Source organism: Solibacillus cecembensis, assembly GCF_050272495.1.
Lineage (GTDB): Bacteria > Bacillota > Bacilli > Bacillales_A > Planococcaceae > Solibacillus > Solibacillus cecembensis.
This window is the reverse complement of the sequence record NZ_JBNNMF010000015.1, coordinates 1-26,945: the sequence shown is the minus strand read 5'-3', so window position 1 is coordinate 26,945 and position 26,945 is coordinate 1. Positions and strand designations below refer to the sequence as shown.

Here is a 26,945-nt window from a genome sequence, read left to right as displayed (position 1 = left end):
TATTAATATTATATTTCTTTGTATTTATAATAACAAATATTAATTTTTTATCTTATAATAGCATTAAACTATAAATGAGGTGGCAATATGGACTTAAAGAAGATGTATTATTTTGCTGCGATTGTCAAATATCAAAGCTTTTCAAGGGCTGCAAACGCTTTGCATATTTCACAACCTTCATTAAGTAATGCAATCAAAACGCTTGAAAAGGAAATCGGTGCATTACTAATTGAACGTACTACAAAACAATTTCAATTAACGGAATTAGGGAAACAATTTTATGAGCGTTCCATCCGTTTAATTGCTCAATTTGAAGTAATGGAAACCGAATTAAAGGAGTTTGCAGAAGGGGAGCATATCGAAATAAAATTAGGTATGATTGAATCCGCGAATTACTGGTTTTCGCAGGTAATGATTGCCTACCAACAACAATACCCACACAATAAAATTACACTGATGGATACACTGTATAACCAAACGGTACGCGAGGCATTGTTGCGTCTAAACGTGCATGGGGTTATTACAAACCAACATATTATTGATCATGAAATTAAAAGTGAATTATTGTATAACGAGCCGTATGTCATCTTAACTAGAAAAGAGCATCCATTTGCATCACAGGAAATCATAAAGCTTGCCGATTTTGCGAAAGAAACGTTAATCATCGGGATGCCTGAATTTCAAACGAGTGCACAAATATTAAAAGCTTTTGAACAGGAAAATGTGACACCGCATATCCAATATAAAATAGAGCGATTTGAAATGATCAAAATATTAGTAGAAGAAGGGCTAGGGATTGCGATTTTACCTCAGCATTATGTAGCCCAGCCTTTGCCAAAATCCTTAATGACCCACCAAGTGCAAAGTGAGTTTTTAAATCGTAACGTCTACTTATGCACGATGAAAGATCGTACATTCCCAGAAAGTATCGTAAAGTTATTTGAACTGATCAAAATGCATTGAGTAGAGTGGAAATGAGAACCGTTTTCTCCCTAAAAAAAACCCCTTTTCACATATGGAAAAGGGGGCGCTGCACTAGCTTTCTTAATCTTGATCTGGGAGAATGCGGTCTTCCGTTTCTATATCAAAGAAATGGGCTTTGTTCATATTCAATGCCAATGTCAGAACTTCACCTGGTTTCGCATCAGTGGAAGCATCGACACGGGAAATAAATGTTTGTTCCTCGATTTGGGCGTAAAGAATGGTTTCAGCGCCGAGTAATTCCGCTACTTCTATTGTTACATCGACTTTGGAACTTTGAGAAGCTTCAATTGAAGTAAGGTCAGTATGGAAATCTTCCGGACGAATGCCCATCGTAATTTCTTTGTTTACATAGCCTTGCGCACGTAAATAGGTCATTTTTTGTTCTGGGATGGAAAGTGAAACATTGCCAATCGTCATTTTTCCATCTAATAGCGTACCTGTGAAAAAGTTCATGGCAGGTGAACCGATAAAGCCGCCGACAAAAACATTTTTCGGTTTCTCGTACACTTCTTTTGGTGTCCCAACTTGTTGAATAATTCCGTCCTTCATTACAACAAGTCTCGTTGCCATTGTCATTGCTTCTGTTTGGTCATGCGTTACATAGATCGTTGTAGTTTGTAAGCGTTGATGCAGTTTCGTGATCTCCGCACGCATATGAACACGAAGCTTGGCATCTAAATTTGATAGTGGCTCATCCATTAAGAAAACTCGTGCATCACGAACGATGGCACGACCTAATGCAACACGCTGACGTTGACCACCTGATAGAGCTTTTGGTTTACGATTCAAATAGGGTTCCAAATCCAAAATTTTAGCAGCTTCCTTTACGCGACGGTCAATTTCATCTTTTGGAAGTTTTCGTAATTTCAAGCCAAACGCCATATTTTCATACACACTCATATGTGGATAAAGGGCATAGTTTTGGAAAACCATCGCGATATCACGGTCTTTAGGCGCAACGTCATTCATCCGCTTGCCATCGATTAACAATTCACCTTTTGAAATTTCCTCCAACCCAGCTACCATACGCAGTGTTGTTGATTTTCCACAACCTGAAGGACCAACGAAAACGATAAACTCTTTATCTTTAATCTCAAGGTTAAAATCCTTTACCGCAGTTACATCTTTATCATAAATTTTAAAAATATGTTCTAATTTTAATTCAGCCATTAATCATATCCCCCTTAAAAATGAAAGCGTTTTACATAGTGTAGTAGAAAGTAACAGGAAATGTAAATGTTCAATTTGCACAAAATATCCACCTTGTTTATAGGGCACTTTGTACAATAATGCTCACATAAGTTCAAAACCTCTTAATTACGGTAAAGAAATTAAGAGGTTTTCTTCGTCATTAATGGAATCGCAAGCGCTAAAAATGCTGCATTGGAGAACTCTCGGCAGTCAATACCTGTTTTATTAATGAATTTATCAAATCGGTATTGCAAGCTATTCCGATGGATATGCAACCTTTTAGCGGCTAAAGAAGCGTTCAAATTATATTGCAAAAACACTTTTAACGTATGGAGCATTTCCTCGTCTTGAAGACTTTCTATTAAATAATAGGACAGTAGTTTTTGATCGATTAAATGTGTTGATGTAATGAGAAGTTTAGGGAAGGCTTCATAAAATAGTACTGTTTTTTCTTGTTCAATATAAGGAAGAAGCTCTTGAAAGCATTGTTTTTCCATACTAAATTTCTCTTTTAACAACATATCCGCTTTATGTAATTGTCCGATAAAACTATATATCACAACAAGAAAATCACTCGTCAATGTGTCGCTTAACTGGATAAATTCCTCTTTATCAAAAATACTTTGCGGTTTTTCCTCAATAATAATCCCGTACATATTGTTAACCCATAGAACGATCGGTTGCTGAAAAGCCCCTTTAATAGCTTCTTCAAAGTTAATCGGGTCAGCAATTGGTTGTTTCGATTGAAAATAAAAAAAACGAATCGATTCAACATCTTCCGAAAAAGGGAAGTCGTTTGAATGACCAAATAAAAATTGTTGCCATTTCAACTGAACAATCGTGTTTTTTGAATTCGTTTCTGTGTCCTCAATTAAAAGAAATAATGTTCGTAAAAGGTTTAGCTCGACCTCAGTAATCGCTGTTTTTAATAGGCCAAAAGTTTGCCCATCTTCTGTTTGGAACCAATAGTTCTCCGTGTCTTCTGGAATGAAATCAGTCGTAAAAGCCATGTGGAAATAGTCTGCTAGTTTCTTTATCATATGCGCTCCTTCTTTCATGGAATTACTCACCGTACTTTTTATAAATTTGCTTGAAAAGGAGAACTTTGTCAATGGAAAGAGAAGGGTAGAATTTGTTTTGAAAATAATTTCCTAAAATTAAAAATATTTAGAAAATTATTTACATATTTTAAAGTCTAGTATATGATTACTTGTAAGCGTTAACAAGGAAAAAATGGAAGGGAGCGTTATAACCTCAAAGAAATAGTTTGTTACTACATTAATTTTAGGTGGGATTAGAGTGAACTTAGAAAAATTTAAAGGAATATTTCCTGCTTTTTATGCTTGTTATGATGATGTAGGAGAAGTTTCAGAAAATCGAACGAAAGAATTATGCGACTACTTGTACAATAAAGGGGTTAATGGACTTTACGTTGGTGGTAGTTCAGGAGAATGCATTTATCAAAACCTCGAAGAAAGAAAAGCAACTTTAAAATATGTTGCTGAAAGTTTAAGAGGGAAATGCACGTTAATCGCACATGTTGGCGCACCATCTACTAGAGACAGTGTGATTCTAGCACAATATGCAAATGAATTAGGATATGATGCGCTATCTGCAATTCCACCAATCTACTTCAAATTACCTGAAAGTTCAATCTATAAGTATTGGTCTGAAATTATGGATGCAACCGACTTGCCATTTATTATTTACAACATTCCGCAAACGACGGGATATAGCCTTTCACTGCCATTATTTAGAAAATTAATAGAGAATAAAAAGGTAATTGGCGTCAAAAATTCCTCAATGCCTGTAATGGATATTGAAAGATTCAAGGCGGTTGAAGAAAATGTAATCGTCTTTAACGGACCTGATGAACAATATGTTGCGGGAAGATTAATTGGTGCGGATAGTGGCATAGGTGGAACATATGGAGTGATGCCAGAACTTTTCTTAATGGCTGAAAAGTTTGTCTCGACAGGAAACTTTAATGATGCGAGAAAAATACAAAAGGATATTAATGACATTATTATCGCGTTATGTTCCTTAAATGGTTCGATGTATTCGGCTATTAAAGAAGTTTTAAAGTTAAGTGGAGTAAATATCGGAAGTGTTCGAGGGCCACTAGAGCCAGTAACCGGGGAAGACTTGATTAAAATTAATGATATTAAACAGATGATTGATCAAGCGATATCTTCTTATGTAAAGGTAACCAAATGAAAAGAAGAATCGTATGTTTTGGAGATTCCAATACATGGGGATTTAATGCAAGAACGAATGAAAGATTTCCAGAAGGGGTTAGGTGGACAAGCCGATTAGCTGAAATGTTAGGGGATGCGTTTCAAGTTATTGAGGAAGGATTATCAGGGAGAACAAGTGTAATCGATGATCCATTATTTGAAGGGTTAAATGGTTATGATTACATCCATCCGTGCTTAATGAGCCATGCACCTTTAGAGCTTGTCATTATTATGCTTGGTACAAATGATACGAAAGAAAGGTTTCATTTAACTTCTTATAATATCGCACAAGGAATTGCTAGACTTTCACAAAAGGCAAAAACTACTCCGGCAGCTTCAAAGGGAGGCTTTCCAAAAGTGTTAGTTATTGCGCCTCCTCCTATTGAAAAAGAATACTACGAAACAGAAGTAGGACCTTCAATGGGAAGGGATTGTCATCTTAAATCAGAGGAAATGCCAAAGTATTTAAAAGAATTATTGGCTACTCAAGATACAGAATTTCTAGATACAAAGGGACTCGTACCAATGAATAACATTGATTTTATGCATCTTGATGAAGAAGGGCATAAGCTATTATCACATCTAGTATTTCATAGAATCAAAAATATTTTATCAGATTAATTGGATGAATAAGGGGGAAATGTTCATGTTTAAAAAGCGTTTTTTGACAATGGGGTTAGCAACTGGTCTTGTACTATCAGCTTTAGCAGGTTGTGCAGAAAAAGAGTCGGGTAATTCGGAGGTGGATTCTGATTCAGGTAAAGAAGTGGAACTTAGAGTTTGGTTAACACCGCAGTGGAAGGGTGTTTTAGACGGTTCTGAAGAGGGAGCCGACTACGATAGCTTCTTCAAACATGCAGCTGAACGATTTGAAAAAGAATATAAGGATCACAATGTAAACGTCAATGTTGAAGTTGTTGCAGGTGATCAAAGGGACGAGCTATTAAATGTAAATCTGAATGGTGGGACGCCTCCAGATGTGTTCTTTGAAAGTGTATTCGCTATGGGAGATTATGCTCACCGAGGCGCTTTAGTTCCGATAAATGATATCGTGGACGATGCAGCAAAAAATGATATCGCTCAAAACTACTGGGATAATGTGACATTCGGTGATGATGTTTACTTCTACCCATTCTCACAAAACCCAGGAACTTTTGCTTATAACGCGGAAATGTTCGAAGCGGCAGGACTTGAGAAGTACATTGGTGGAGAAGAAGAAATTAAGACTTGGACTCTAGCTGAGTATGAGGAAATCCTTAAAGCATTAAAAGAAAACCTACCTAAGGAAAAATATTCAAATGCATACCCAATGGGCTTATTCGCTCTAAATAATCAAGGGGATACGTGGAATCTTGCTTATTTAAGAATGTTTGGGAATCAATTCTTTGATAAAGATGGTCAGCTAGTGATTAATGATGAAAATGGTGCGAAGGCGGCAAGCTGGATGAAGAAAATTTACGACGCTGGCTATACAAACCCTGGTGCAGAATCAGTTTCTTCAAATGATGTAAACGCGATGTTCCAAAATCAACAGTTAGCAATTAGCTTTACAAATGCGATTTTATTCAATAACGCTAAGGCTGATATGGAAAGTGGAAAAGCACCTAAATTTGATATTAGACTGGCGAACATCCCATCTGAAAGTGGCGATCCATTATCATTCACTTATGTGACAGGAGCAGCTGTTTTTGATACAAAAGACGAAACGAGAATTCAAGTTAGTAAGGATTTCGTGAAATTTATGTCAACAGATCCAGAACTTGTGAAGGCTTCTAAAAATGGTGTGCCAGTAAGAAATTCTGTTGTGGAAGAATTTAGTGCAGAAAATCCTTTCTTCGCAGCATATGCTGCAAACGCGCCATACGTGTTTAACTTTACTGGAAATGTACCAGGATACAGCCAATTAAGACAAGTTCTATATCCAGAACTACAAGCTTTATATACAGGTGCAAAAACAGCCGAAGAAACAGTGGAAGGCTATCAAACAAAAGGCAATCAAGTAATTGAAGAAGCAAAAGCAAACTCAGTAATTTATAAATAAACTTCTTAAAGTATATAACTTTACATCAATTTAAGCCCCTTTATTGGGGCTTAAATTGTAGAAAGGTAAATGATGCGCATGAAAATCATCAAAGAGTCTAATAAAGAAAATCTCACGGGCTATTTATTTGTCGCACCTCAAATTTTACTTTTTTTAATCTTCCTAGTTTATCCGATTATAGAAGGAATTCGATTAAGTTTATTCCAAATTAACTATCAAGATGAAGTATTTGTTGGATTGGACAATTACCGAAAACTATTTAGTGATCCTGTCTTCATTCAATCGACGATTAACACAGTCATTTTTGTTGTATTTATTGTCGCATTAACTGTTGTTTTCGCCATGTTTGTATCTGCAGCGGTGTTTGATAAAAATGCGAAATATGTGTCATTTATAAGAGGGGCATACTATATCCCTGTCATGGTTTCGATGGTCGTAATGAGTATGATTTGGAGCTTTTTACTAAACCCTGCAAATGGACTCATTCCTTTTGTAGCAAGGGAATTGGAAGTTGTATCCGTGAATTTTTTAGGTGATACAAGGTTAGTATTACCTGTCATTATTTTCGTAACTTTCGCGACGAATGTAGGGCAAGCAATCATCTTGTACATAGCATCTATGATTGGCGTCCCAAAGGAGCTTTTTGAAGCGGCGGAAGTAGATGGGGCAAGTCGAATGAAAGTAATCTTTAAGATTATCATTCCAATGGTCAAGCCAACTACCCTTTACATTATTATTATGAACATTATTGCCGTACTTAAGATATTTGTTGTCATCCAACTATTAACGGGTGGAGGGCCAAATAATGCCTCAACAACGCTCATGTACTACTTATACAATAATGCATTCAAATATAATCAGCTTGGTATTGCTTCGGCAGTCGGTGTCATTATGTTCTTAATTACATTAGTTCTATCGATTCCACAGCTTAGAGCCATGTTTAAGAAGGATTAGGGGTGATCAAACATGTTTAAAAAGAAAGCTAAGAAGAGAGAAAAAATTGATATCGTATTCAATATTATTGTCATATTTTTTGCTATTCTAAGTTTGTTTCCGCTTTACTGGCTTGTAACAAGCTCTTTTAAGAATAGCGCGGATGTTGTTAAAATGCCGCCAGATTGGTTCCCAAAGACCTTTACTTGGAGCAATTATGCGGATGTTTTTAGCAATCAGCCTGCTTTTACATGGGCGTACAATAGTTTAGTTGTCGCTTTAGTTTCTACGTTTGCCTTAATCATCGTCAGTGCCCTAGCAGCCTATGCCTTTTCAAAGCTAAAATTTAAGGGGAAAAATATTCTTTTCATTATTTTTATTTCAAGTTTAATGATTCCAAAAGAAGTGATGATTGTTCCTTTGTTTCGAATTATTCAAGACTTCGGTATGGTCAATACGTTAAGTGGAATGATTTTCCCTAACGTCGCAACAGCTTTTGGGGTATTTTTACTAAAAGGATTTTTTGATACAATTCCTGATTCTTTAAGGGAAGCGGCAAAAATCGATGGGGCGAGTGAGTTTAAAATTTTTTATAAAATCATGTTACCTTTAGCAAAACCAGGGATTGGTGCATTATTTATTCTTAACTTTGTTCAAGTGTGGAATGACTATTTATGGCAGCTTGTAGTTGGACAATCTAAAGATTCAAAAACGCTCATGGTAGGAATAGCAACATTGATGCAAGATTTAAATCCAAACTTTGCTTATAAAATGGCCGGAGCAACAGTTGCAGCCATTCCTATGTTACTAATATTTATTTTCTTCCAGAAGTATTTTACAAAAGGAATTACGCTTGGATCGGATAAGTAATATTTTTTACGTGGAGATGTATGTATATGAATAAAAAACAGGAAACTTTTAGTCGCATTCATGGCCAATTAATCGTTTCATGTCAGGCACTTCCTGAAGAACCCCTTCATAGCCCTTTTATTATGAGTAAAATGGCTTATGCCGCAATGCTTGGAGGGGCAAAGGGGATTCGAGCAAATAGTGTGGAAGATATTAAAGAAATGAAAAAGGTCGTTGAGCTGCCTATCATTGGAATTATAAAGCAGGTGTATGAAGGGTCGGATGTATTTATAACACCGACTAATAAAGAGATTGAACTTCTTTATCATGAAGGTGTAGATATTATTGCACTGGATGCGACGAAAAGAATTCGACCGGATGGAAAGACAATCAGTGAAGTGTTCCCTGAAATTAGAGAAACGTATAAAGAGCAAATTTTTATGGCGGATTGCTCGACTTATGAAGAAGCGAAAGAGGCCTATGAACTAGGATTTGATTGCTTAGGTACAACGTTAAGTGGCTATACCGAATATACAAAAAATCGGTCATTACCTGATCTACAGTTAATGGAACGATTAGTTCAAGATTTCCCAATCCCAGTCATTGCAGAAGGGGGAATTTGGACGCCTGAGGAACTGAAGCGCGTGTTCGAAGTAGGCGTTCATACAGCAGTCGTAGGTACAGCAATTACGAGACCAATGGAAATTACAAAGCGATTTATTTCTGCAATGAAAGATGAATGAATAGGAAAAATATTTTACCGAATAATTCCTTTATTAAAAGGGATTATTCTGCATGAAAAGATAGGTGTAGAAGGTGATTAAAATGAAAATATTGGCAGCCGATATTGGTGGAACATCTATAAAAGTTGGCATCTCAAATAAAGAGGGCAAGATTGAGCTATTTAAAGAGTTCGACACAGAAAGTAAAAAAGGTGGAAAATATTTAGTTGAAAAACTAATTAAGATAATAAGCGAATACGAGGACTTTGATGCAATTGGTATAAGCACTGCTGGGCAAGTAGATAGTATAGAAGGTTCGATCATTTATGCGAATGACAATATTCCTCATTATACAGGTACACAATTAAAGAAGATTTTAGAAAATCAATTTAACGTTCCTGTAAAAGTTGAAAATGATGTATACGCAGCCGCTTTAGGAGAACAAAATTTCGGAGTTGCGAAGGAGTTTAATGATTTTCTTTGTTTAACTTATGGTACAGGTATTGGTGGTGCCATCGTCATGAATTCTGAAATTTATAGAGGACATAACGGTCTGGCGGCAGTATTTGGACATATCATTACTCACCCTTTTGGAAATCAGTGTAACTGTAGTAAGGCTGGGTGCTATGAAACATACGCTTCGGCAACCGCTTTAATCAAGAGGGCAAAGGAAATACATCCCGATTTAATAAATGGTCGCATGATTTTTGAAAGATTAACTGAGGGAGATAAAAGCCTCGAAATCGTTCTTAACGACTGGGTGGAAGAAGTAGCGGTAGGTCTCACTTCCCTTGTTCACATTTTTAACCCTCCAGCAATTATTATTGGTGGTGGCGTGATGGAGCAGGAAAGTGTGGTCAATATGGTATCAAGTAAAGTTCGAGAGTTAACGATGGAGTGCTTTTCAGATGTGAAAATTATGAAAGCTTCCCTTGGAAATAAAGCGGGTCTTCTTGGTGCAGTCTCTCTACATTTAAAATGAAAATAAAGGAGTTCCCACATGGCAAACCAAGATCTATTTTCACTTATTCATTCAAGGTACAATTCATTTACGAACACAGAAAAAAAAGTAGCTGACTATATTCTTGAAAATATTAAAGAGGTTATTTACATGTCTATCACGGATTTGGCAGATGCATGTAACGTAGGGGAATCCAGTGTTTTTAGATTTTGCAAAACGATGGATTTAAAAGGATACCAAGAATTTAAAATTGTATTAGCTCATAGTATTTCTCTTGATGACGAAACCCCACAACTTTCTAGCACCATTACAATGCAGGATACAATTGGAGAACTAGCATCTAAAGTGCTCTCTTCAAATATCAATGCAATGACAGAGACGTATAACTTAATGACAGAAAATGATATTTCCGATGCGGTTGAAAGTATGGTTCAAGCGGAAAGAATTCATTTTTTTGGGGTAGGTTCCTCCTTAATGACCGCAATGGAAGCGAAAAACAAGTTTATGAGGATTACGAATAAAACGGAATGCTCCATCGATTCACATCTTCAAGTGATGTCTGCGGCTTTAATGACAGAAAAAGATGTAGCTGTCCTCATTTCCTATTCGGGTTCAACAAAAGATACGATTGAAGTGGCAAAAGTAGCAAAAGAACGCGGCGCAAAAATTATTTCTATTACTAGATTCGCAAAATCTCCTTTGACCAGTTACTCGGATATTACATTACTTTGCGGTGCGAATGAAGGCCCGCTTCAAGGTGGGAGTTTAACTGCAAAGATCGCACAACTGTATCTTTTAGATTTACTCTACTTTGAATATTTTAAAAGAACGAATCAGGAAGCAGTTCACAACAAAGAACGAACTGCAAATGCGGTTATTGAAAAGATGCTGTAAAGTGGAAACCTATGAATTTAGTTATTTAAACTGTTACGGGAAGTCATGTCCTTTTTGGCTGCTCGTAATAGTTTTTATATACAAAATATGACTTAGAAAGCTGCTTTTTTTTAACCTGTTTTATCTGAATATTCAAAACTGTAAATTTGGATGATAGCATGGTGTAATCAAGCGACCGGGTGATATTTTGAAATAAAAAATGAGGAGGAAATACTTTGAAAAAAGGATTATTCGTAACGGCAATTGCATCAATGTTGATTTTGAGTGGGAATGTTGGTGGGAAAGTGAGTGCAGCTGATGGTGAAAAATCGGTAGAAAGAATCGTTTGGGAACATGCAGGAGCGTTAGAGGCACAAAAGGGATTTGATAAAAATATTGGAACAGCAGGTGTGTTAGCAGGGGCTTATAAAGATTATGTCATCGTTGGTGGAGGGGCTAATTTCCCTTATGAATCCGTTTTAAATGGGGGAGCAAAGAAACATTATTCCGATATCTATGTATTAAAAAAGAGTAATAATCAATTAAAAATGGTCGAGCATACGAATCTTACTCATGAAATTGGCTATGGATCTTCCGTAACAACAGATGCAGGGGTTTATTATATTGGAGGTAGCCCTGAAAAAGAATACGCAGATGATATTACGTTGCTAACAGTAGACAAAAAAAATAAACTAAACGTTAAAAAAGTAGGCGATTTACCATTCACGATTAGTGATGGGGTTGCGGCTGAAAACGATGGGAAATTGTACATTGGACTTGGCAAGCAAAATGGGAAAGAGAGTAATAAATTATATGAATATGATTTAAAAACTTCAAAAACGCGTGAATTAGCAACAATACCAGGAGAAACGGTGCGCAATCAAAGTGTGGCTCAAATATTAAATGGACACTTGTACGTATTTAGTGGTGGGGGCTCCATCGCGTATACAGATGGCTATAAATACAATATCGAAAAAAACACATGGTCAAAAGTTTCATCAGTAAAAGTGGGTAAAAAAGAAATTTCTTTATTAGGTGCAAACTCAGTCAAATTAAATAAAGACGAAATGATGGTAATTGGCGGATTTAATAAAGAAGTATATGACCATGCCGTAAAAAATTTAGGCACATTACAAGGCGATGACTTATTAGCTTTCAGAACAACTTACTTTAATACGGACCCTGTTGATTTTAACTGGAATAAAGATATTTTAATTTATAATGCGAAAAAGGATACTTGGAGATCAGTAGGAAAAATTCCATTTGATGCGCCTTGTGGAGAAGGGCTAGTTTTAATGAAAGATACGATTTATTCGATTAATGGCGAAACGAAGCCAGGGGTAAGAACGAATGCTATTTATTCAGGAACAATCCTTTCTAAGTAGCAATTACGACCAACGTATATAAAAAAATAGGCATCTCCATCCATTTCACGAAGGAAGTTTCAAGGTATCAAAAAGAACATGATAAAATTGGGGCATCCTTACTACAAGAAGTTGACAGACAAGAGTTAAGAAGAATTTTTGGGATGAAGTTGATTGAATTCGTAAATGCATTAATCGATAATTTAGAAACAAAAATAAAAGTAAATACATCTATTGAAATAGAAAGAATAAAAAAGCAAATAGAGGAAATGTAACACTAATATGATACCTGTAGTTAGGACACTTGAAAAAGAGTGTCCTAACTACAGGTATTTTTTATACACCAGACTTTCAAGAAAAAAGGACGGACTAGAGACGATAAGGCGTAACGAGGAACTTTTTACACAAGCCTGTTTGATCTAAACTACAGATTGCTGAAAATTGATCATTCATCATTCATCATTCATAAATTGGATAAAATCATCTTTATAAAAAGCATTGAGGACACATGGTTGTTTTTCCTTGTTTTCTAAAAATTTATGTTCCTGAGGAAACTCATTTTCAACGTTCAATCGAATAAAGGGCAATTTTTGTTGGGCCTTTTGAGAACGAATATTGATATTTCTTGCGCCTGCAAACACGACATCTAATTGGAGTTCTTCAAATGCTATTTTTAACATGTCTATTTTAGAAAGTAAATTGTATCCTTGTCCCCAATATTCATAGCCAATCCAACTACCGATATGACAACTATTCTTTGCTCGATCGATGAACATTAAAGAGGAAACACCAATTAATTTTCCTTCCTCATTTAAAATGAGACGTGAAACGGTTTTACCATTCTTTTCATCTTCTAACATACGGTAATTAAATTCTTTTGTATCCTCAATCGTTTGCGTAGGTAACCCAAGTGCATTTTTTACTTCTGGTGCTTGTGATAAGCGATGAATATCATATGCAAATTGATTATCATGCTGGATTAATTTGATTGTTTTCATAAAACTTTTCTCCTATCTAATTCACTACTAACCTAAAAAACTTAATTAAGGAATTATATCATAATAATACGAAGGTCGTTACGGCAACAAGTAAGATTGACGATTTCCCTTCATGAAAAGAGAATCTCTAGAAGGTACCTATAAATAGTTGTCCGTTGTGTCTAGTCTTAAAAGTGGACGAATACCCCCCAATAAAAAGATATGTGTTACCTTCAGTTTTTAGACAAACCCGCGGCCTATCAAAAAAATGATGTTTTTATTCCAAGCTCAAGTTTTAGTATGGACACATCTGTATCAATACAAGATGAAAAATTGATACAATAAATCGTATTGACATATAACAGTTTTGCATGATAAAATCATTGCGGATTAAATGATTACATAAATTTGAAACGTTTCATTTTTGGGGTGATTTTATTGGCAGCGACGATAAAAGATATAGTTGCAATGACCGGATTGTCTTTAGGAACAGTCTCTAAGTATTTAAACGGTCATCAAGTGAAGGAGAAGAACAGGGCACTTATTGAAGATTCGATAGAACAACTAGATTTCAATGTGAACTTATTTGCACGAGGGTTGCGTACGAAATTATCGAGTAATATAGGTTTTATCGTGCCATCATTAGAGCTAACGTTTTCGACAAAAATTGTAGCAATCATCGAAAAAATTTTGGCCGAGCATGGCTACACGGTAATCATCTGTGTTGTAACAGGCGATTCAAAAGTAGATCAAGCGAAGTTGCAAAATTTAGTCTATCAAAAAGTCGATGGCCTATTAGTCATTCCACATGCCAATCATCAATTTTTACAGCAATGGTTAGAGGTTATGGTGAAATCGATTCCAATCATTGTTTTGGACCGTTTGTTCAACTCGAGTACTGTGCAGCATTTTGTTCTTGTAGATAATGCAAATGCAGCATTTAAGGCAACCGAGTTGTTAATAAAAGCGGGGCATCGTGATGTGGGGATTATATTGGGTGATAGAGGTGGTTATACTTCGGATGAACGTCGAAAGGGTTATTTACAAGCATTGGATCATTATCATGTCCCAATTAAAGACGAATACCAAGTTTACGGAAAATACCTTAAAGTTGAAGGGTATAAAGCCTGTGAACAACTTTTAAAGTTACCTAATCGACCTACAGCTATTTTTGTGACGAATTATGATATGACCTTAGGGGTTTTAGAATGTTTGAATGAACATATTTTACAAGTATATGAAGACATTTCGTTAATTGCCTTTGATTTAGATGAAATATCAAAAGTGATAAAACCTAACTTGGCAATCGTTACGCAGCCAGTAGAAGAAATCGGCTATTATACGGCGGAAGAAATATTGAAAAGTTTGAAAGGCAATCATGCTAATCCAGAAATAAAAATATTGGAATGTTCTATTCAACAAGGCGCTTCGATAAAAGAAATAAATTAGTATTTCTTTTATCGCTAAAAATGAAACGTTTCATTTTCTAGGAAAAGAAGCAAACATTTACAACTAAAACAGCTATTTTGTGAGGAGAATAACAGTGAAGCAAGGAATTAAACATGACTTTACTCTATTAGCACTTTTACTTATTCCTGTAGGGGTGTCACTAAGTGTAGTCGGATATCAATTATCATCCATTCTTAAATTGCCGGTGTACTTAGATTTAATCGGAACCACGTTAGTAGCAATGATTGCGGGACCTTGGATTGGACTCATTACCGGGGGCCTCGGAAACTTAGTAAACGGGATGTTAAATCCAACTTCGATTCCATTCGGATTTGTATCAATTTGTGTTGGGTTAGCAACAGGTTACTTCTCAAAATGGAAGATGTATACGAACGTAGTAGGCATCGTGATTGCGGGTGCACTAGGAGCCGTTATTGCAGCTATGTCTTCTGCAGTCGTTGTCGTTTTATTATTCGGTGGTGTTACAGGATCAGGTGTTGATTTGATTACAGCAACATTTTTAGCAGCAGGACAGCAAATTTGGACATCGGTTATCTCAACAAATATTATTTCTGGAACGGTCAATACGATTATTAATATGGCAATCGCTTTGTTCCTAATTAAACGCATTCCACCTAGATTTTTAGTGAAATTAAACTACGGTTGGAACTATATTCCGAAGAAGCTAAGAGAGGTGTTTAAGCAAAATGACTAATGCTATTCAAAAGCTGTATCCTTCAACGAAAATGAGCATCGTATTAGCTGTTATTCTATTTACGTTAATGATGCCAGGTTACATATCTCAATATAGTGTTTTCCCTATATTTATCATAATTGCTTTTATATCAGGGGTAGGAACTAAGTTTTTATCTGCTTTTATAAAATCAATATTTGTACTCGCGCTATTTATTTTTGTTTTCCAATGCTTCTTAATTCCTTCAGATACAGTTATCTGGTCGAAAGGGATTTTAACGCTTTACAAAGAAGGCCTAGAAGCTAGCTTATTGATGACATCTAAAATCATTGCGATTAGCTCAAGTTTAATTTGGTTTTTCTTAGTAACGCCAATTAAAGATATGATGTTTGCTTTAGAAAAAGCAGGATTTTCAAAAAAGTTCACGTTCGTCATTTATTCAACGATTCAATTAATCCCTCAAATGAAGAAATTGTCACAAACCATTTTAGAGGCCCAAAAGTCTCGTGGTATTGAGACAGAAGGTTCTTTAATGATCAGACTAAGGGCGTTTTTACCGATGTTAGGGCCACTCGTTTTATCATCGATTCAACAAACGGAAGAAAAGGTTTTAGCGTTGGAAGCACGTGCATTTTCGGCAACTGTTCGTAAATCGAGCTATTATCAAATGAGTAAAAAGCCAGTTGATTATTTAGTGGTCAGTGTGATTTTCATCGGCTTTATGATATTCGTATGGTGGAGGTTTTTTAAATGAGTATGATAACAATGAAGAATGTTTATTACCAGTATCCGTTAGAAAAAGAACAGGTGCTTAAAAATATAAACTTATCGATTGAAAAGGGAAAAGTGTATGGACTCGTAGGGCATAACGATGCTGGGAAAACGACACTGTGTAATGTGATTCGCGGATTTATCCCAAGCTTTTACCGTGGCAAGCTGACAGGTGAAATTGAACTAGATGGGAAAGCTATTCAAGAGTATTCAATGGGTGATTTAGCTACAAAAATTGGTTATTCGTTTCAAAATCCTTTTACACAAATTTCTGGCGTGAAAGAAACTGTATTTGAAGAAATTGCTTACGGATTGGAAAACTTAGGAACTGCACCTGAAGTGATTGGTGAAAAAGTACGTGAACTAATCGCGATGTTTAAGTTGGAAGCGCTTCAAGAAAAGAATCCTTTTGAATTATCAGGTGGTCAAAAACAACGTGTAGCTTTAGCAGCTATTATCGCTTTAGATCCTGAAGTAATTGTGATTGATGAACCAACTTCTCAGTTAGATCCTCAAGGTACAGAGGAAATATTTAAGATTATTGATTTGATGAAGAAAAAAGGGAAAACGATTATTTTAGTGGAGCATAAAATTGATTTAATAGCCGCTTATGTAGATGAAGTCATTGTGATGAGTCAAGGTGAAATTAAAATGATTGGTAAAACATCAGAAGTTTTTACTAATAAAGAAGTATTGACATATGGTGGTCAGTTGCCCCAAGTAGCGCTACTTAGCTTAGCTTTGCAGGATGCGGGTATTACAATGCCAACCATTCCAATTACGCTAGAGGAAGCACAACAGGCAATCGAGAAAATTCTTATAAAGGGTGGTAAGTCATGACTTTTCTACAGTTAAAAGATGTTAGTTTTACGTACCCAAATGGCTTTCAAGCTGTTCAACATATAAATATGCAATTTGATTTAGGTGAATCTGTAGCGATTATCGGACAAAATGGTGCCGGAAAAACGACTACCGTTAAATTAATGAACGCGTTGTTAAAGCCTACATCAGGTGTAGTCCTGATTAATGGTGAAAATACGAGTCAATTTACAACGGCTCAAGTTTCTAAAAAAGTAGGGTATGTGTTTCAAAATCCAGATGATCAGATTTTCCATAGTGACATTTATAGTGAAATTGCTTTTGGCCCGAAAAATCAAAAGTTATCTGCGAGTGAAGTGAAAGAGAAAGCACTACATGCGGCGGAACTATGTGGTTTGACGAAATGGTTGGAAGAACACCCATATAACCTCCCTTATGCGATGCGAAAATTTATTACGATTGCAGCAGTAATTGCTATGGACACAGATATAATTATATTAGATGAACCTACAGCGGGGCAGGACCGACACGCAACAAAGCTTTTGGTAGACCTAATAAACCACTTAACGGCTCAAGGTAAAACGGTTATAACGATTACACATGATATGGAGTTTGTAGCGAATCATTTTAATCGAGTAATTGTTATGGCAGAAAAGCAAGTGCTTCGCGATGCCAATGCGAGAGAAGTATTCTGGGACCATGAATTACTTGGGAAAAGTCATTTAAAACAACCGTACATTAGTCAATTAGCCTATTCACTCAATCTAAATGAGCCAATTATTACGTTAGACGAGATGGTATCAGCTATAAAAAGGAGAATCAATTCATGAGAAATATCATTATTGACTGTGATCCAGGCCATGACGATGCGATCGCTCTACTAGTAGCCCTGGCAAATCCAGAAAAATTAAATGTATTAGCCGTAACGACAATTGGCGGGAATCAAACAATAGAAAAGGTCACTAAAAATGCAAAAAATATATTAGCATATGTTAATGCGAATGTGCCACTAGCTATAGGACAAGAAGGACCATTAGTGAAACCTTTGAATACTGCTCCAGAGGCACATGGTGATACGGGAATGGATGGTCCTTATTTTAAAGATAATAATTATCCAATTGTGAGTGACAATGCAGTTTTATATATGTATCAAACAATTATGGCACAAGAAGGACCCGTAACGTTGGTCGGTTTAGGCCCGTTAACGAATATAGCACTTCTATTAAAAACGTTCCCAGAAGTGAAATCAAAGATCGAAATGATTAGCTTAATGGGTGGTGGCATTCGCCGAGGAAATATGACCACAACAGCTGAATTTAATATTTATGTAGATCCAGAAGCAGCGAAAATTGTCTTTTCATCAGGAGTGCAACTTGTGATGTCGGGCTTAGATGTAACAGAAAAAGCGTATGTAACGCTTGATGAGATCGAGTCACTTCAAAATCGTGGTGAAGTTCATCAATTAGTTTACGAGCTACTTAAATTTTACAACGAATCGGGCAAACAATTTGGATTTGTGGATAGCCCAATACATGATCTATGTGCGATTTGCTATTTATTAGATCCTACAATGTTTACAGGGAAACGTTATCATGTAGATGTTGTAACGGATGACTGTATGACAAGAGGAATGACGATTGCGGATCGCCGTTTAAAGCCAGCACAAGTAGAGAACATACTTGTCCTTGAAGATATTGACCGAGAAGCATATGTGCACAGCTTATTTCAGGCGCTAGCACGATTAGATAATATTTAACGGAGAAAATTCGAGATAATTTATAAGGAAGGAGGAAAATAAAATGGAAGGGATCGTAATAGTAGGGAGCATGTCGACTGACTTTGTTGTCTCTACTTCAAAAAAACCAAAGCAAGGAGAAACCGTTATTGGGGACTCTTTTGAAATGACGTTTGGCGGAAAAGGGGCCAATCAAGCTGTAGCAGTTGCCCGATTAGGTGGACAAAGTGGATTAATAGGTCACATTGGAAGTGATCATTTTGGTAAAGAAATTTTGACCAATTTAATAGACAACGGCGTGGATGTTTCAGGCATTGATGTTGTGAATGGTATACCTTCAGGTTCAGCACATATTATACTAACGGAACAGGATAATAGCATTGTTGTCATAGAAGGTGCAAATGCCTACACAAATGCAGGTTGGGTCGAAAAAAATATAGAGAAAATCATCAACAGTAAGGCTGTTCTGATTCAGCATGAAATTCCAAAAGAGGCTGTTGAAACAATCATCGATATTTGCTTCACTCATAAAGTTCTTTGTATATTGAATCCAGCCCCGGCGAGAGCAGTAACACAAAGTGTATTGGGTAAAGTGAACTATTTAATACCGAATGAACATGAAGTAGAGGCATTATTTCCAAACTTAACAGTTGAAGAAGCATTGCAATCCATGCCAAATCAGCTGATTGTAACATTAGGTGAACAAGGCGTTGCATTCCATGACGGAGAAAAGGTCGTGAACGTGAATGCGTATAAAGCAACACCAGTGGATACTACAGGCGCAGGGGATACGTTTAGTGGGGCATTTACGCAAGCCATCACGAGCGGTAATTCACTTCTTGAAAGTATTAAAATTGGTAATTTATGCGCTGCCATATCAATTGAAAAGTTTGGTGCGCAAGGTGGAATGCCATTACTAAAAGATTTAAAACAAGATGCCCGTTTTCAAGCGAACTGGATGCTTTAAATAAACTGAAACTCGTTATAGAACGATTCAATATTTCAGTTGAAAATGAAACATATAATAGGTAAGGGAATGAACGAAACGTAAATTCGGTCATTCCCTTTTTTATATATAATTTTAAAATTAAAGAAAAAGTCCATTGCGCTGAAAAAGTCTTTCTATTATAATCAGAAAAATCATATTATTTTTAAAGAAAGAGAAAAGGGGAATAATCATGGTCAATGTGACGCTTTTTATTATTACGTGTGTGCTATTAATTATTTTGCCAGGACCTGATACGGCAATTGTGACGAAAAATACAGTTGTTGGTGGGCGTAACGCGGGTATGCAAACGATGATCGGCTCGTGTATTGGCTTAGTCATTCATACGGTTGCGGCGGTTGCGGGTTTGTCGGCCATCATCGTAAAATCAGCTGTCGCATTTTCGATTTTAAAATACGTTGGTGCAGCATATCTTTGTTATTTAGGGATTCGGACATTAATGAATATGCGTGCAAAGAAAAATCAAGTGGATGAAGAAACGCTCGTCGTTGCGAAGGGCAATTCGTTTTTTAAACAAGGATTTATTACGAATATAACGAATCCGAAAGTTGCGGTATTTTTCCTTACATTTTTACCCCAGTTTTTAGCACCAGGCAGTGAGCCATTTTGGTCATTTTTATTGATGGGCGTCATTTATACAGTGCTAACGTTTCTTTGGTTTCTTCTCTATGTATTTTTACTTGGAGTTATCCGCAACTTCATGAAACGTCCTGCAACGCAATCTGTTATTGAAGTGCTGACAGGGAGTGTATTAATTGGCTTTGGGATGAAGCTTGCATTGGAAAAATCTAATGGATGATACGGACAGTGATACTAGCAGCTATAAAGCTAGTGTCGCTGTTTTTTTGTGAAAATATTAGGGAGAACGAATAATTCTGGTGAGTCATATATTAAAGGAAAACAAAGGAATCGACGAAATTTAGGAGTGTGGGTATGTCAGTGATGACTGGGCGACAGTATATAGACCGTATTGATGCATTGAAGACATATATTTCGATTGACGGAGAGGTTGTGACGGGGAAGGTTTCGGAGCATCCAGCATTCAAAGGGGTTATGCAAAATCAGGCAAAGCTTTTTGATTTACAGCATAAAGATGGGCTTAATGATAGGATGCTGTATTTGTCTCCAACGAGTGGTGAAAAGGTTGGAATGTCTTTTTTACAGCCAATAACGAAGGCAGATTTAGTGAAGAGAAGGCATGCAGCCCGGGAATGGGCATTATCGCATCAAGGTTTTATGGGACGCAGCCCGGATTATATGAATACGACATTAATGGCACTTGCATCAGCTGCAGATTTTTTGAAAAATAAACCGAATTGTTTTCCAGAGCATTTACTTCAATTTTATGAATATGCACGTGAACAGGATTTGACGATGACCCATACATTTATCGAGCCACAAGTAAATCGACAAAAGTTTTATTTTGAAGATGAAGAAGTAACGATTGCAGCAAAAATAGTCGATAAAACGAGTGAAGGTTTAGTTATTAAAGGGGCGAGATTGCTTGCTACTCAAGGAGGGATTACTGATGAGTTGCTAGTAATATCGATGAATGGCTTTGATGAAGAAAGGAACTTTTGTTTTTCGATTCCGAGTAATACGGGAGGATTGAAGTTTCTTTGCAGACAATCTTTTGTTGGAGGAGCGTCCACATTTGACCATCCACTAAGTACTCGCTTTGAAGAAATGGATGCGATTGTCGTATTTGATGACGTTGTTGTACCATGGAATCGCGTCTTTTACTATGAAAATATAGCAGTAGCCACTCAGTTTATGAATGTCAGTGGATTTCAAGCATTTAGCTTACACCAAGTATTATCGCGACAAATTGCTAAGACTGAATTTGTTTTAGGGGTTGTGCAATCGATAGTCGATACGATCAATATTGGCGATTATCAGCATGTTCAGCAAAAGGTCGTGGATGTAATTGTCGCTTTAGAAACGATGAAGGCGTTACAGTTAAAGTCAGAGGAAGAGGCAAAGCGAGATGGATTCGGCTATTTGCGCCCAGATCATCCGACACTGCAAGTAGCGATTCAAATTTTTCCAAAGGTATATCCAACCTTTACAGAAATTATTCAATTGCTCGGTGCGAGTGGTTTAATGTCCATTCCGACTGAGAAAGCCTTTCAAGCAGATGATGGTGATTTGGAGCAGTATTTACAGTCAGCTCTTGATGGTGGGGAAGCGCGGGTGAAGAAATTTAGACTCGCTTGGGATTTAACGATGAGTAGCTTTGGCACACGGCAAACGTTATACGAACGCTTTTTCTTCGGGGATCCAGTGCGTTTATCGAGTGGTTTATATCAATCGTATAGCAGAGAGCATCTTGTTAAGCGGGTGGAAGATTTTTTACGGAAGTCGTAGTGGGTTTTAAGTTAAAGGGATAGTTTGTGAAATCGTCATGATTTTCGCAAGCTATTTTTTTGTGGTTATCCGTCAAAATGGTGGTTCAATCCGTTACATTTTGATTCATATCCAACACTTTTTTTATTCTATCCATCACTTTCAACATTCTATCCGTTTGCCCCATAAATATCGTTAACATTCCTATAAGTTTATCCGGCATTCTTATTGAAATATATTGACAATCTTGAATTACTAAAATTTTGACCTCTTTCCACATTTAATCATAACTATGCTACAATAAAATTAATATATATAACAGTCAGGTTATATTATTTAAACTAGTAATTAAAATGCTTTTATGGGAAATAATGGACCATTGTCAAACATGTACTTGACTTAAAATAACCCCCACTATATGTAAGCGCATGGTATAGTAAGCGTCCGATTGTAGGGGGATTTGTTGGCAAGTACAGGCTATGGTGTGGAGCCAAAAAAGGAGAGGTTTTATTAGTCATGTTTAAAAAAAATTTCGGTAAGTACCTAGCAACTTTCTTGGTGTTACTTTTACTTACCCCTGTTTTGACAAATCAAAAGGCTACAGCTGATTCACTACCTAAAAATGAAATGCGTGCAGCCTGGATTTCATCAGTCTTGAACATTGATATGAAGGCAGGTATGACGAAAGCTCAATATACGCAATGGGCTCAAAGTACTTTAGACAAATTAAAAGCTGCTAACTATAATGCAGTTATTTTTCAAGTTAAGCCATTAAATGATGCACTGTATGCGTCTGAGCTTGCTCCGTGGTCATCGTACATAACTGGCAAAAAACAAGGGACCAACCCAGGTTTTGACCCTTTGCAAATCATGCTAGACGAAGCACATAAGCGAGGATTAGAACTACATGCTTGGGTAAATCCCTATAGGGTCACGATGGCTTCGCAAACTTTGTCGGATCTAGCAGCTGACAATGTAGCGCGTAAAAATCCTAGCTGGGTAGTGAAATATGGTAAACAATACTACTTAAATCCTGGTTTGCCAGAAGTTCAAAATTACTTAGTATCAACGATCGAAGAATTAGTAAGCAACTATGATATCGACGCTGTACATATGGATGATTACTTCTATCCTTATAAAATTAAAGGTGAAACGTTTCCAGATCAACAAACTTTTAAAAAGTATGGTAGCTCATTCAATAAAATTGAAGACTGGCGCCGAAATAATGTGAATGAATTAGTGGGAAATGTATATGCAAGCATAAACGAAATTAAACCACATGTTCAATATGGCATATCTCCGTTTGGCATTTGGCGCAACAAAGGGCAAGATGCTACTGGAAGTAACACAAATGGGATGAGTAATTACGATGATCTCTATGCGGATACAAGACAGTGGATGAAAGATGGCAATATCGATTACATTACTCCCCAAATCTATTGGTCTAGAAGTAATAAAGCAGCCAATTACTCTGTTTTATTAGACTGGTGGGGAAGAGAAGTTGAAACGTACGCAAAAGTCCACCCTGTTAATCTCTATATTGGCATGGCCGATTATAAAGTTGGCAATGACTCCGACGTTGCATGGAAAAATAAGACGGAACTTACCAACCAAGTAATCGCCAACAGAGCAAATAAAAATACCCAAGGACAAATGCATTTTTCACTAAAAAGCATTAACAATAACGCTCTTGGATATGCTCCTTATCTAAAACAGCAACTATACAATTATAAAGCTTTAACACCTGCAACTGTTTGGAAAGACTCAACTGTACCTTTATATCCAACCGATGTTAAATTGAGTAAAGAGTCTTCCGGCATGAAGCTTACGATTACAGATGAAAATAGTACGCAGCCAAGAAAATATGTAATATATAGATTTGATGGCACAAAAGAAGGATCATATGAAGGCGTTAAAAATATAGTAGACGTAGTTTATAACACACAAGGGAATACTGTTTATGTAGATACTACTGCAAACAAGCATAAAGTATACACGTATGGCATAAAGTCAATATCTGCAACAGGTGTGGAAAGTAAAACTGCCTTTGTTCTACAAGATGGACAACCTATGTTACCAGTAGCTGAAGAGCCAGAGTAACTCCAACGAGCCAACCATACTATGAGGCGATTATGAAACTTCATTAAGCGGGTATTGTAGACGGTTCGAACGGGGCATTCAATCCAAACGAATCGCTAACGCGTGCACAACTGGCAAAAATACTTGTACTCGCATTTAGTATCACACCAGGTGGGACAAGTACCTTCCTGGATGGCCAGTGACATGCGCACAATTTGCGTTAATTTTGTATCGCATATACGAAATGCTTACGGGCGGGCCATACAGCCCAACACAAATTGCTCCATTTGGTGACATCGACAAGTATGATGAAGAAACAAAAAATGTGATTTCTATGTTGCATGAACTTGGCATCGCAGACGGCTCAGAAGGAAACTTCATGTCAGGCAAGCCAATCACACGTGCACAGGCAGCGAAAATACTTGTGAACACGGCAAAGATAGTAGAACAATTAAAAGTTAGTAACTAAATTACAGGGCATCTAGAAGCTGAAATATCAGTTTTTTAGATGCCCTGTTTTTTCTATTACATCATGAGCTGGGCAATTATTTTACAAAATAGTCCTTTTCTCTTATTTTTAAAATATTTTATTTTTTTAACCTAAATTTAACCTTTGCTATTTATTCTTAATAAGAATGACGCAAGATGAGTGTTTTATTTTGGATAGTTTTTATCTTTTTGAAGATAAATATATGTACCATTAACATTTGTCAGTATTGCACAATCAATTCCTATCTTATAGCGGAGGTGAGACGCTTAGAAGAGATAAGTATCTAAATATAAAAGAAAGGGAGGTTCGAAAAGGATAATTTTAGGTTTTGTTACAGAGGTGTTGATAGAGTACGAATCTAGATACTGTTAGTTGAAGCACAGACTAATAGAGTTGTTTATAACAACGTTCAAGGAGGGATAGTAGATGAAGAAAAATAAATGGGCAGGATTAGTGGTAATAATTCTCTTGTTATCTGTAATCGTACCTGATTTTGCACCACAAGCTACAGGGGGTACAGTAACAAAAACCTATACAGCCACCGCAGATACGATGCAACTAAATGGCCAAGCGGAATATAACGGTATTTATGATAATGACGGTGATGGTTATCTTTATGTCGGCATGAGCAATAATGACGGCTTCACCAATGTGCGGAATAGAATGGGCTTAACCTTCGATCTAGGGGCGCCAGAGGGGACTATCGTGTCAGCAGAGCTGGTTTTGACGATTGCTAATGTTCTCAGAGCTCCTAATCATATTTTGTATATGGAAGTTAGGGGCTCTGCTGCGAATGCATTGGACCATAATTTCAATGGTACTTTCCCCTCTGTAGATACGAAAAGCCCCTATGCAGATAAATTCATTGCGAAGAGCACTGCTGAGGTGCCGATGGGTACTTATCTTCAGAATCAGACAATTACGCTTAATGTAAAGAGTGCTGTCGATGACTTTACAGATGCTTCTGATCGCAAAATAACCTTTATACTTAACGGGAATGAAGCAGATGCGGATAGCGGGAAATTTTTATTTTATTCCACGGAAAGCTCGAAAGCTGCATACCGCCCGAAACTGGTTGTTACTTATGAGACTGGACATGTCAATACTCCTCCTACAGGTTCTTTCACGATTACTGAAGGAGCAGCGACAAGAGCAAGTACAGTCAATCTATCCGTAACGGGATCAGATCCTGACGCTGGTGATAGTGTTACCCATATGAGATTTGCGGATAGCGGGGATAATTTATCCACAGCATCTTGGTTGCCTTTCAGCAATACAGCAACATACAGTCTAGGAGGAGGAGATGGAGCGAAGACTATCTATATGCAGTTAAGGGATTCCAACAGTGGGTTCTCAGCAAATTCTTCTCAAACCATTCTATTGGATCAGACAGCCCCAACAGGTACACTGATCATTAATGATGGTGCCACATGGACGAATTCGGCTACAGTAACTTTGAAAGGGATCTATACGGATGGAAGCGGCTCAGGAGTTGAGCAGGCGCGCCTTTCTAATATTAATGGTACTTGGCAGACCAGTTGGTTCAGTATCGCTGACCTGAACGGGAGGTCATGGGTCCTATCGGCTGGCGAGGGAGCTAAGACCGTATATGTACAATATAAAGATAAAGTTGGTAATACGAGCAGTTCAACTATTAGCAGTACGATCACAGTAGATACAATAGCTCCTGTTATTACGAATGTAGTGAATAACAAAGCATATAACAGCAAAGTTAATCCTCTATTTAATGAAGGCAGCGGATTGCTTAATGGGAGTCCCTATACCAGTGGTACAGATATTACGCAGGATGGAACGTATACGTTGGTTGTCACCGATCCAGCAGGCAATAGTGCGACGGTGACCTTCAAGGTTGATGCGACATCACCTGTTGTGTCGGGATTAACGAACGGTGGAATATACAATACGGTCAAAACGATTACCTTTAACGAAGGAACTGCAACCTTAAACGGATTAGCTTTTGTTAGTGGTTCACAGGTTGCTTTAGATGGTGTGTATACTCTGGTCGTAACGGATGAGGCTGGCAATGTAACGATGATAAACTTCACAATAGATACGACAGCTCCGATTGTAACCGGTGTGACAGATGGAGGGGTATACAAAAGCAAGGTAACGCCTAGCTTTAATGAAGGAACAGCGACGTTGAATGGAGCAGTTTTTATTAGTGGTACAGATGTAGAACAGGATGGAGTGTATACCCTAGTTGTAACAGATACAGCCGGCAATGTTACGACAGTAACCTTCACAATAGACACAGCACTACCTCCAGACACGATAGCCCCGATTGTAACAGGTGTGTCAGATGGAGGGATATACAAAAGCAAGGTAACGCCTAGCTTTAATGAAGGAACAGCGACGTTGAATGGAGCAGTTTTTATTAGTGGTACAGATGTAGAACAGGATGGA

Annotated in this window: 24 protein-coding genes and 1 pseudogene; 22 read left to right on the top strand and 3 right to left on the bottom strand. The window is 37.1% G+C overall.

Annotation, left to right across the window (positions count from 1 at the left end; translation table 11 throughout):
• Positions 1-87: 87 nt before the first annotated feature.
• Positions 88-963: a LysR family transcriptional regulator gene (locus ACQKIH_RS13900; RefSeq protein WP_057985154.1), complete on the top strand. Its 876-nt coding sequence runs from the start codon at positions 88-90 to the stop codon at positions 961-963.
• 81 nt (positions 964-1,044) lie between these two features.
• Here ACQKIH_RS13900 and ACQKIH_RS13895 read toward each other — a convergent pair whose 3' ends face one another.
• Together ACQKIH_RS13895 and ACQKIH_RS13890 are read right to left on the bottom strand one after the other, a co-directional pair.
• Positions 1,045-2,154, bottom strand: coding sequence for an ABC transporter ATP-binding protein (locus tag ACQKIH_RS13895; RefSeq protein WP_057985156.1), 1,110 nt, complete (start codon positions 2,152-2,154; stop codon positions 1,045-1,047).
• Positions 2,155-2,315: 161 nt separating this feature from the next.
• On the bottom strand, positions 2,316-3,215 hold the full coding sequence (locus tag ACQKIH_RS13890; protein WP_427766966.1) for a PucR family transcriptional regulator: 900 nt from the start codon (positions 3,213-3,215) through the stop codon (positions 2,316-2,318).
• 259 nt (positions 3,216-3,474) lie between these two features.
• Here ACQKIH_RS13890 and ACQKIH_RS13885 point away from each other — a divergent pair, with 259 nt between their 5' ends.
• The 9 genes from ACQKIH_RS13885 (at position 3,475) to ACQKIH_RS13845 (ending at position 12,176) form a co-directional block, all read left to right on the top strand.
• A complete protein-coding gene (locus tag ACQKIH_RS13885) occupies positions 3,475-4,392 on the top strand; it encodes a dihydrodipicolinate synthase family protein (RefSeq protein WP_057985160.1) in 918 nt (305 codons plus the stop codon).
• Positions 4,389-5,033, top strand: a complete 645-nt coding sequence (locus ACQKIH_RS13880; RefSeq protein ID WP_427766963.1) for a GDSL-type esterase/lipase family protein — start codon at positions 4,389-4,391, stop codon at positions 5,031-5,033. Before ACQKIH_RS13885 ends, ACQKIH_RS13880 begins: the two co-directional genes overlap by 4 nt.
• 25 nt (positions 5,034-5,058) lie before the next feature.
• The gene (locus ACQKIH_RS13875) at positions 5,059-6,453 is read left to right on the top strand and encodes an ABC transporter substrate-binding protein (protein WP_427766961.1); all 1,395 of its coding nucleotides are present in this window, start codon (positions 5,059-5,061) and stop codon (positions 6,451-6,453) included.
• Positions 6,454-6,531: 78 nt separating this feature from the next.
• The gene (locus ACQKIH_RS13870; protein ID WP_201784983.1) at positions 6,532-7,407 is read left to right on the top strand and encodes a carbohydrate ABC transporter permease; all 876 of its coding nucleotides are present in this window, start codon (positions 6,532-6,534) and stop codon (positions 7,405-7,407) included.
• Between the two features lie 12 nt (positions 7,408-7,419).
• Positions 7,420-8,256, top strand: a complete 837-nt coding sequence (locus ACQKIH_RS13865; RefSeq protein ID WP_057985167.1) for a carbohydrate ABC transporter permease — start codon at positions 7,420-7,422, stop codon at positions 8,254-8,256.
• Between the two features lie 26 nt (positions 8,257-8,282).
• Entirely contained in the window at positions 8,283-8,978 is a 696-nt protein-coding gene (locus ACQKIH_RS13860) for an N-acetylmannosamine-6-phosphate 2-epimerase (protein WP_427766957.1), read from the top strand.
• 82 nt (positions 8,979-9,060) lie between these two features.
• Positions 9,061-9,939 (top strand): ROK family protein, encoded by an 879-nt coding sequence (locus tag ACQKIH_RS13855; RefSeq protein ID WP_427766954.1) that lies wholly within the window; start codon positions 9,061-9,063, stop codon positions 9,937-9,939.
• 18 nt (positions 9,940-9,957) lie between these two features.
• Complete coding sequence (locus ACQKIH_RS13850; RefSeq protein ID WP_057985173.1) at positions 9,958-10,812, top strand: MurR/RpiR family transcriptional regulator; 855 nt, start codon at positions 9,958-9,960, stop codon at positions 10,810-10,812.
• Positions 10,813-11,027: 215 nt separating this feature from the next.
• Entirely contained in the window at positions 11,028-12,176 is a 1,149-nt protein-coding gene (locus ACQKIH_RS13845; RefSeq protein ID WP_427766951.1) for a cyclically-permuted mutarotase family protein, read from the top strand.
• A gap of 431 nt (positions 12,177-12,607) precedes the next feature.
• Here the strand turns inward: ACQKIH_RS13845 and ACQKIH_RS13840 are convergent, their stop codons facing one another.
• Positions 12,608-13,153 (bottom strand): GNAT family N-acetyltransferase, encoded by a 546-nt coding sequence (locus ACQKIH_RS13840; protein WP_427766949.1) that lies wholly within the window; start codon positions 13,151-13,153, stop codon positions 12,608-12,610.
• Between the two features lie 417 nt (positions 13,154-13,570).
• Between ACQKIH_RS13840 and ACQKIH_RS13835 the strand changes: the two genes are divergently transcribed.
• From ACQKIH_RS13835 to ACQKIH_RS13780, 12 genes and pseudogenes are all read left to right on the top strand, one after another.
• The gene (locus ACQKIH_RS13835; RefSeq protein WP_427766946.1) at positions 13,571-14,581 is read left to right on the top strand and encodes a LacI family DNA-binding transcriptional regulator; all 1,011 of its coding nucleotides are present in this window, start codon (positions 13,571-13,573) and stop codon (positions 14,579-14,581) included.
• A 94-nt stretch (positions 14,582-14,675) separates the two neighbouring features.
• Positions 14,676-15,296: an ECF transporter S component gene (locus ACQKIH_RS13830; protein ID WP_057985184.1), complete on the top strand. Its 621-nt coding sequence runs from the start codon at positions 14,676-14,678 to the stop codon at positions 15,294-15,296.
• Positions 15,289-16,029: an energy-coupling factor transporter transmembrane component T family protein gene (locus ACQKIH_RS13825; protein WP_427766944.1), complete on the top strand. Its 741-nt coding sequence runs from the start codon at positions 15,289-15,291 to the stop codon at positions 16,027-16,029. The genes ACQKIH_RS13830 and ACQKIH_RS13825 overlap by 8 nt, the downstream gene beginning before the upstream one ends.
• Positions 16,026-16,886 (top strand): energy-coupling factor ABC transporter ATP-binding protein, encoded by an 861-nt coding sequence (locus ACQKIH_RS13820; RefSeq protein WP_427766941.1) that lies wholly within the window; start codon positions 16,026-16,028, stop codon positions 16,884-16,886. Before ACQKIH_RS13825 ends, ACQKIH_RS13820 begins: the two co-directional genes overlap by 4 nt.
• The gene (locus ACQKIH_RS13815) at positions 16,883-17,695 is read left to right on the top strand and encodes an energy-coupling factor ABC transporter ATP-binding protein (protein ID WP_427766939.1); all 813 of its coding nucleotides are present in this window, start codon (positions 16,883-16,885) and stop codon (positions 17,693-17,695) included. The genes ACQKIH_RS13820 and ACQKIH_RS13815 overlap by 4 nt, the downstream gene beginning before the upstream one ends.
• Entirely contained in the window at positions 17,692-18,621 is a 930-nt protein-coding gene (locus ACQKIH_RS13810; protein ID WP_427766936.1) for a nucleoside hydrolase, read from the top strand. Before ACQKIH_RS13815 ends, ACQKIH_RS13810 begins: the two co-directional genes overlap by 4 nt.
• A gap of 43 nt (positions 18,622-18,664) precedes the next feature.
• Positions 18,665-19,567, top strand: coding sequence for a ribokinase (gene rbsK, locus ACQKIH_RS13805; protein WP_427766934.1), 903 nt, complete (start codon positions 18,665-18,667; stop codon positions 19,565-19,567).
• 211 nt (positions 19,568-19,778) lie between these two features.
• Entirely contained in the window at positions 19,779-20,405 is a 627-nt protein-coding gene (locus ACQKIH_RS13800) for a LysE family translocator (protein ID WP_427766931.1), read from the top strand.
• Positions 20,406-20,539: 134 nt separating this feature from the next.
• Complete coding sequence (gene hpaB / locus ACQKIH_RS13795) at positions 20,540-21,973, top strand: 4-hydroxyphenylacetate 3-monooxygenase, oxygenase component (RefSeq protein WP_427766929.1); 1,434 nt, start codon at positions 20,540-20,542, stop codon at positions 21,971-21,973.
• Between the two features lie 561 nt (positions 21,974-22,534).
• Positions 22,535-24,052: a glycoside hydrolase family 10-like protein gene (locus ACQKIH_RS13790; RefSeq protein ID WP_427766927.1), complete on the top strand. Its 1,518-nt coding sequence runs from the start codon at positions 22,535-22,537 to the stop codon at positions 24,050-24,052.
• Positions 24,053-24,230: 178 nt separating this feature from the next.
• Positions 24,231-24,500 carry an S-layer homology domain-containing protein gene (locus ACQKIH_RS13785; protein ID WP_427766924.1) on the top strand — a complete coding sequence of 90 codons (270 nt, stop codon included), beginning with the start codon at positions 24,231-24,233 and terminating at the stop codon, positions 24,498-24,500.
• 1,236 nt (positions 24,501-25,736) lie between these two features.
• A pseudogene (locus ACQKIH_RS13780) lies at positions 25,737-26,945 on the top strand (hypothetical protein); the annotation flags it as partial.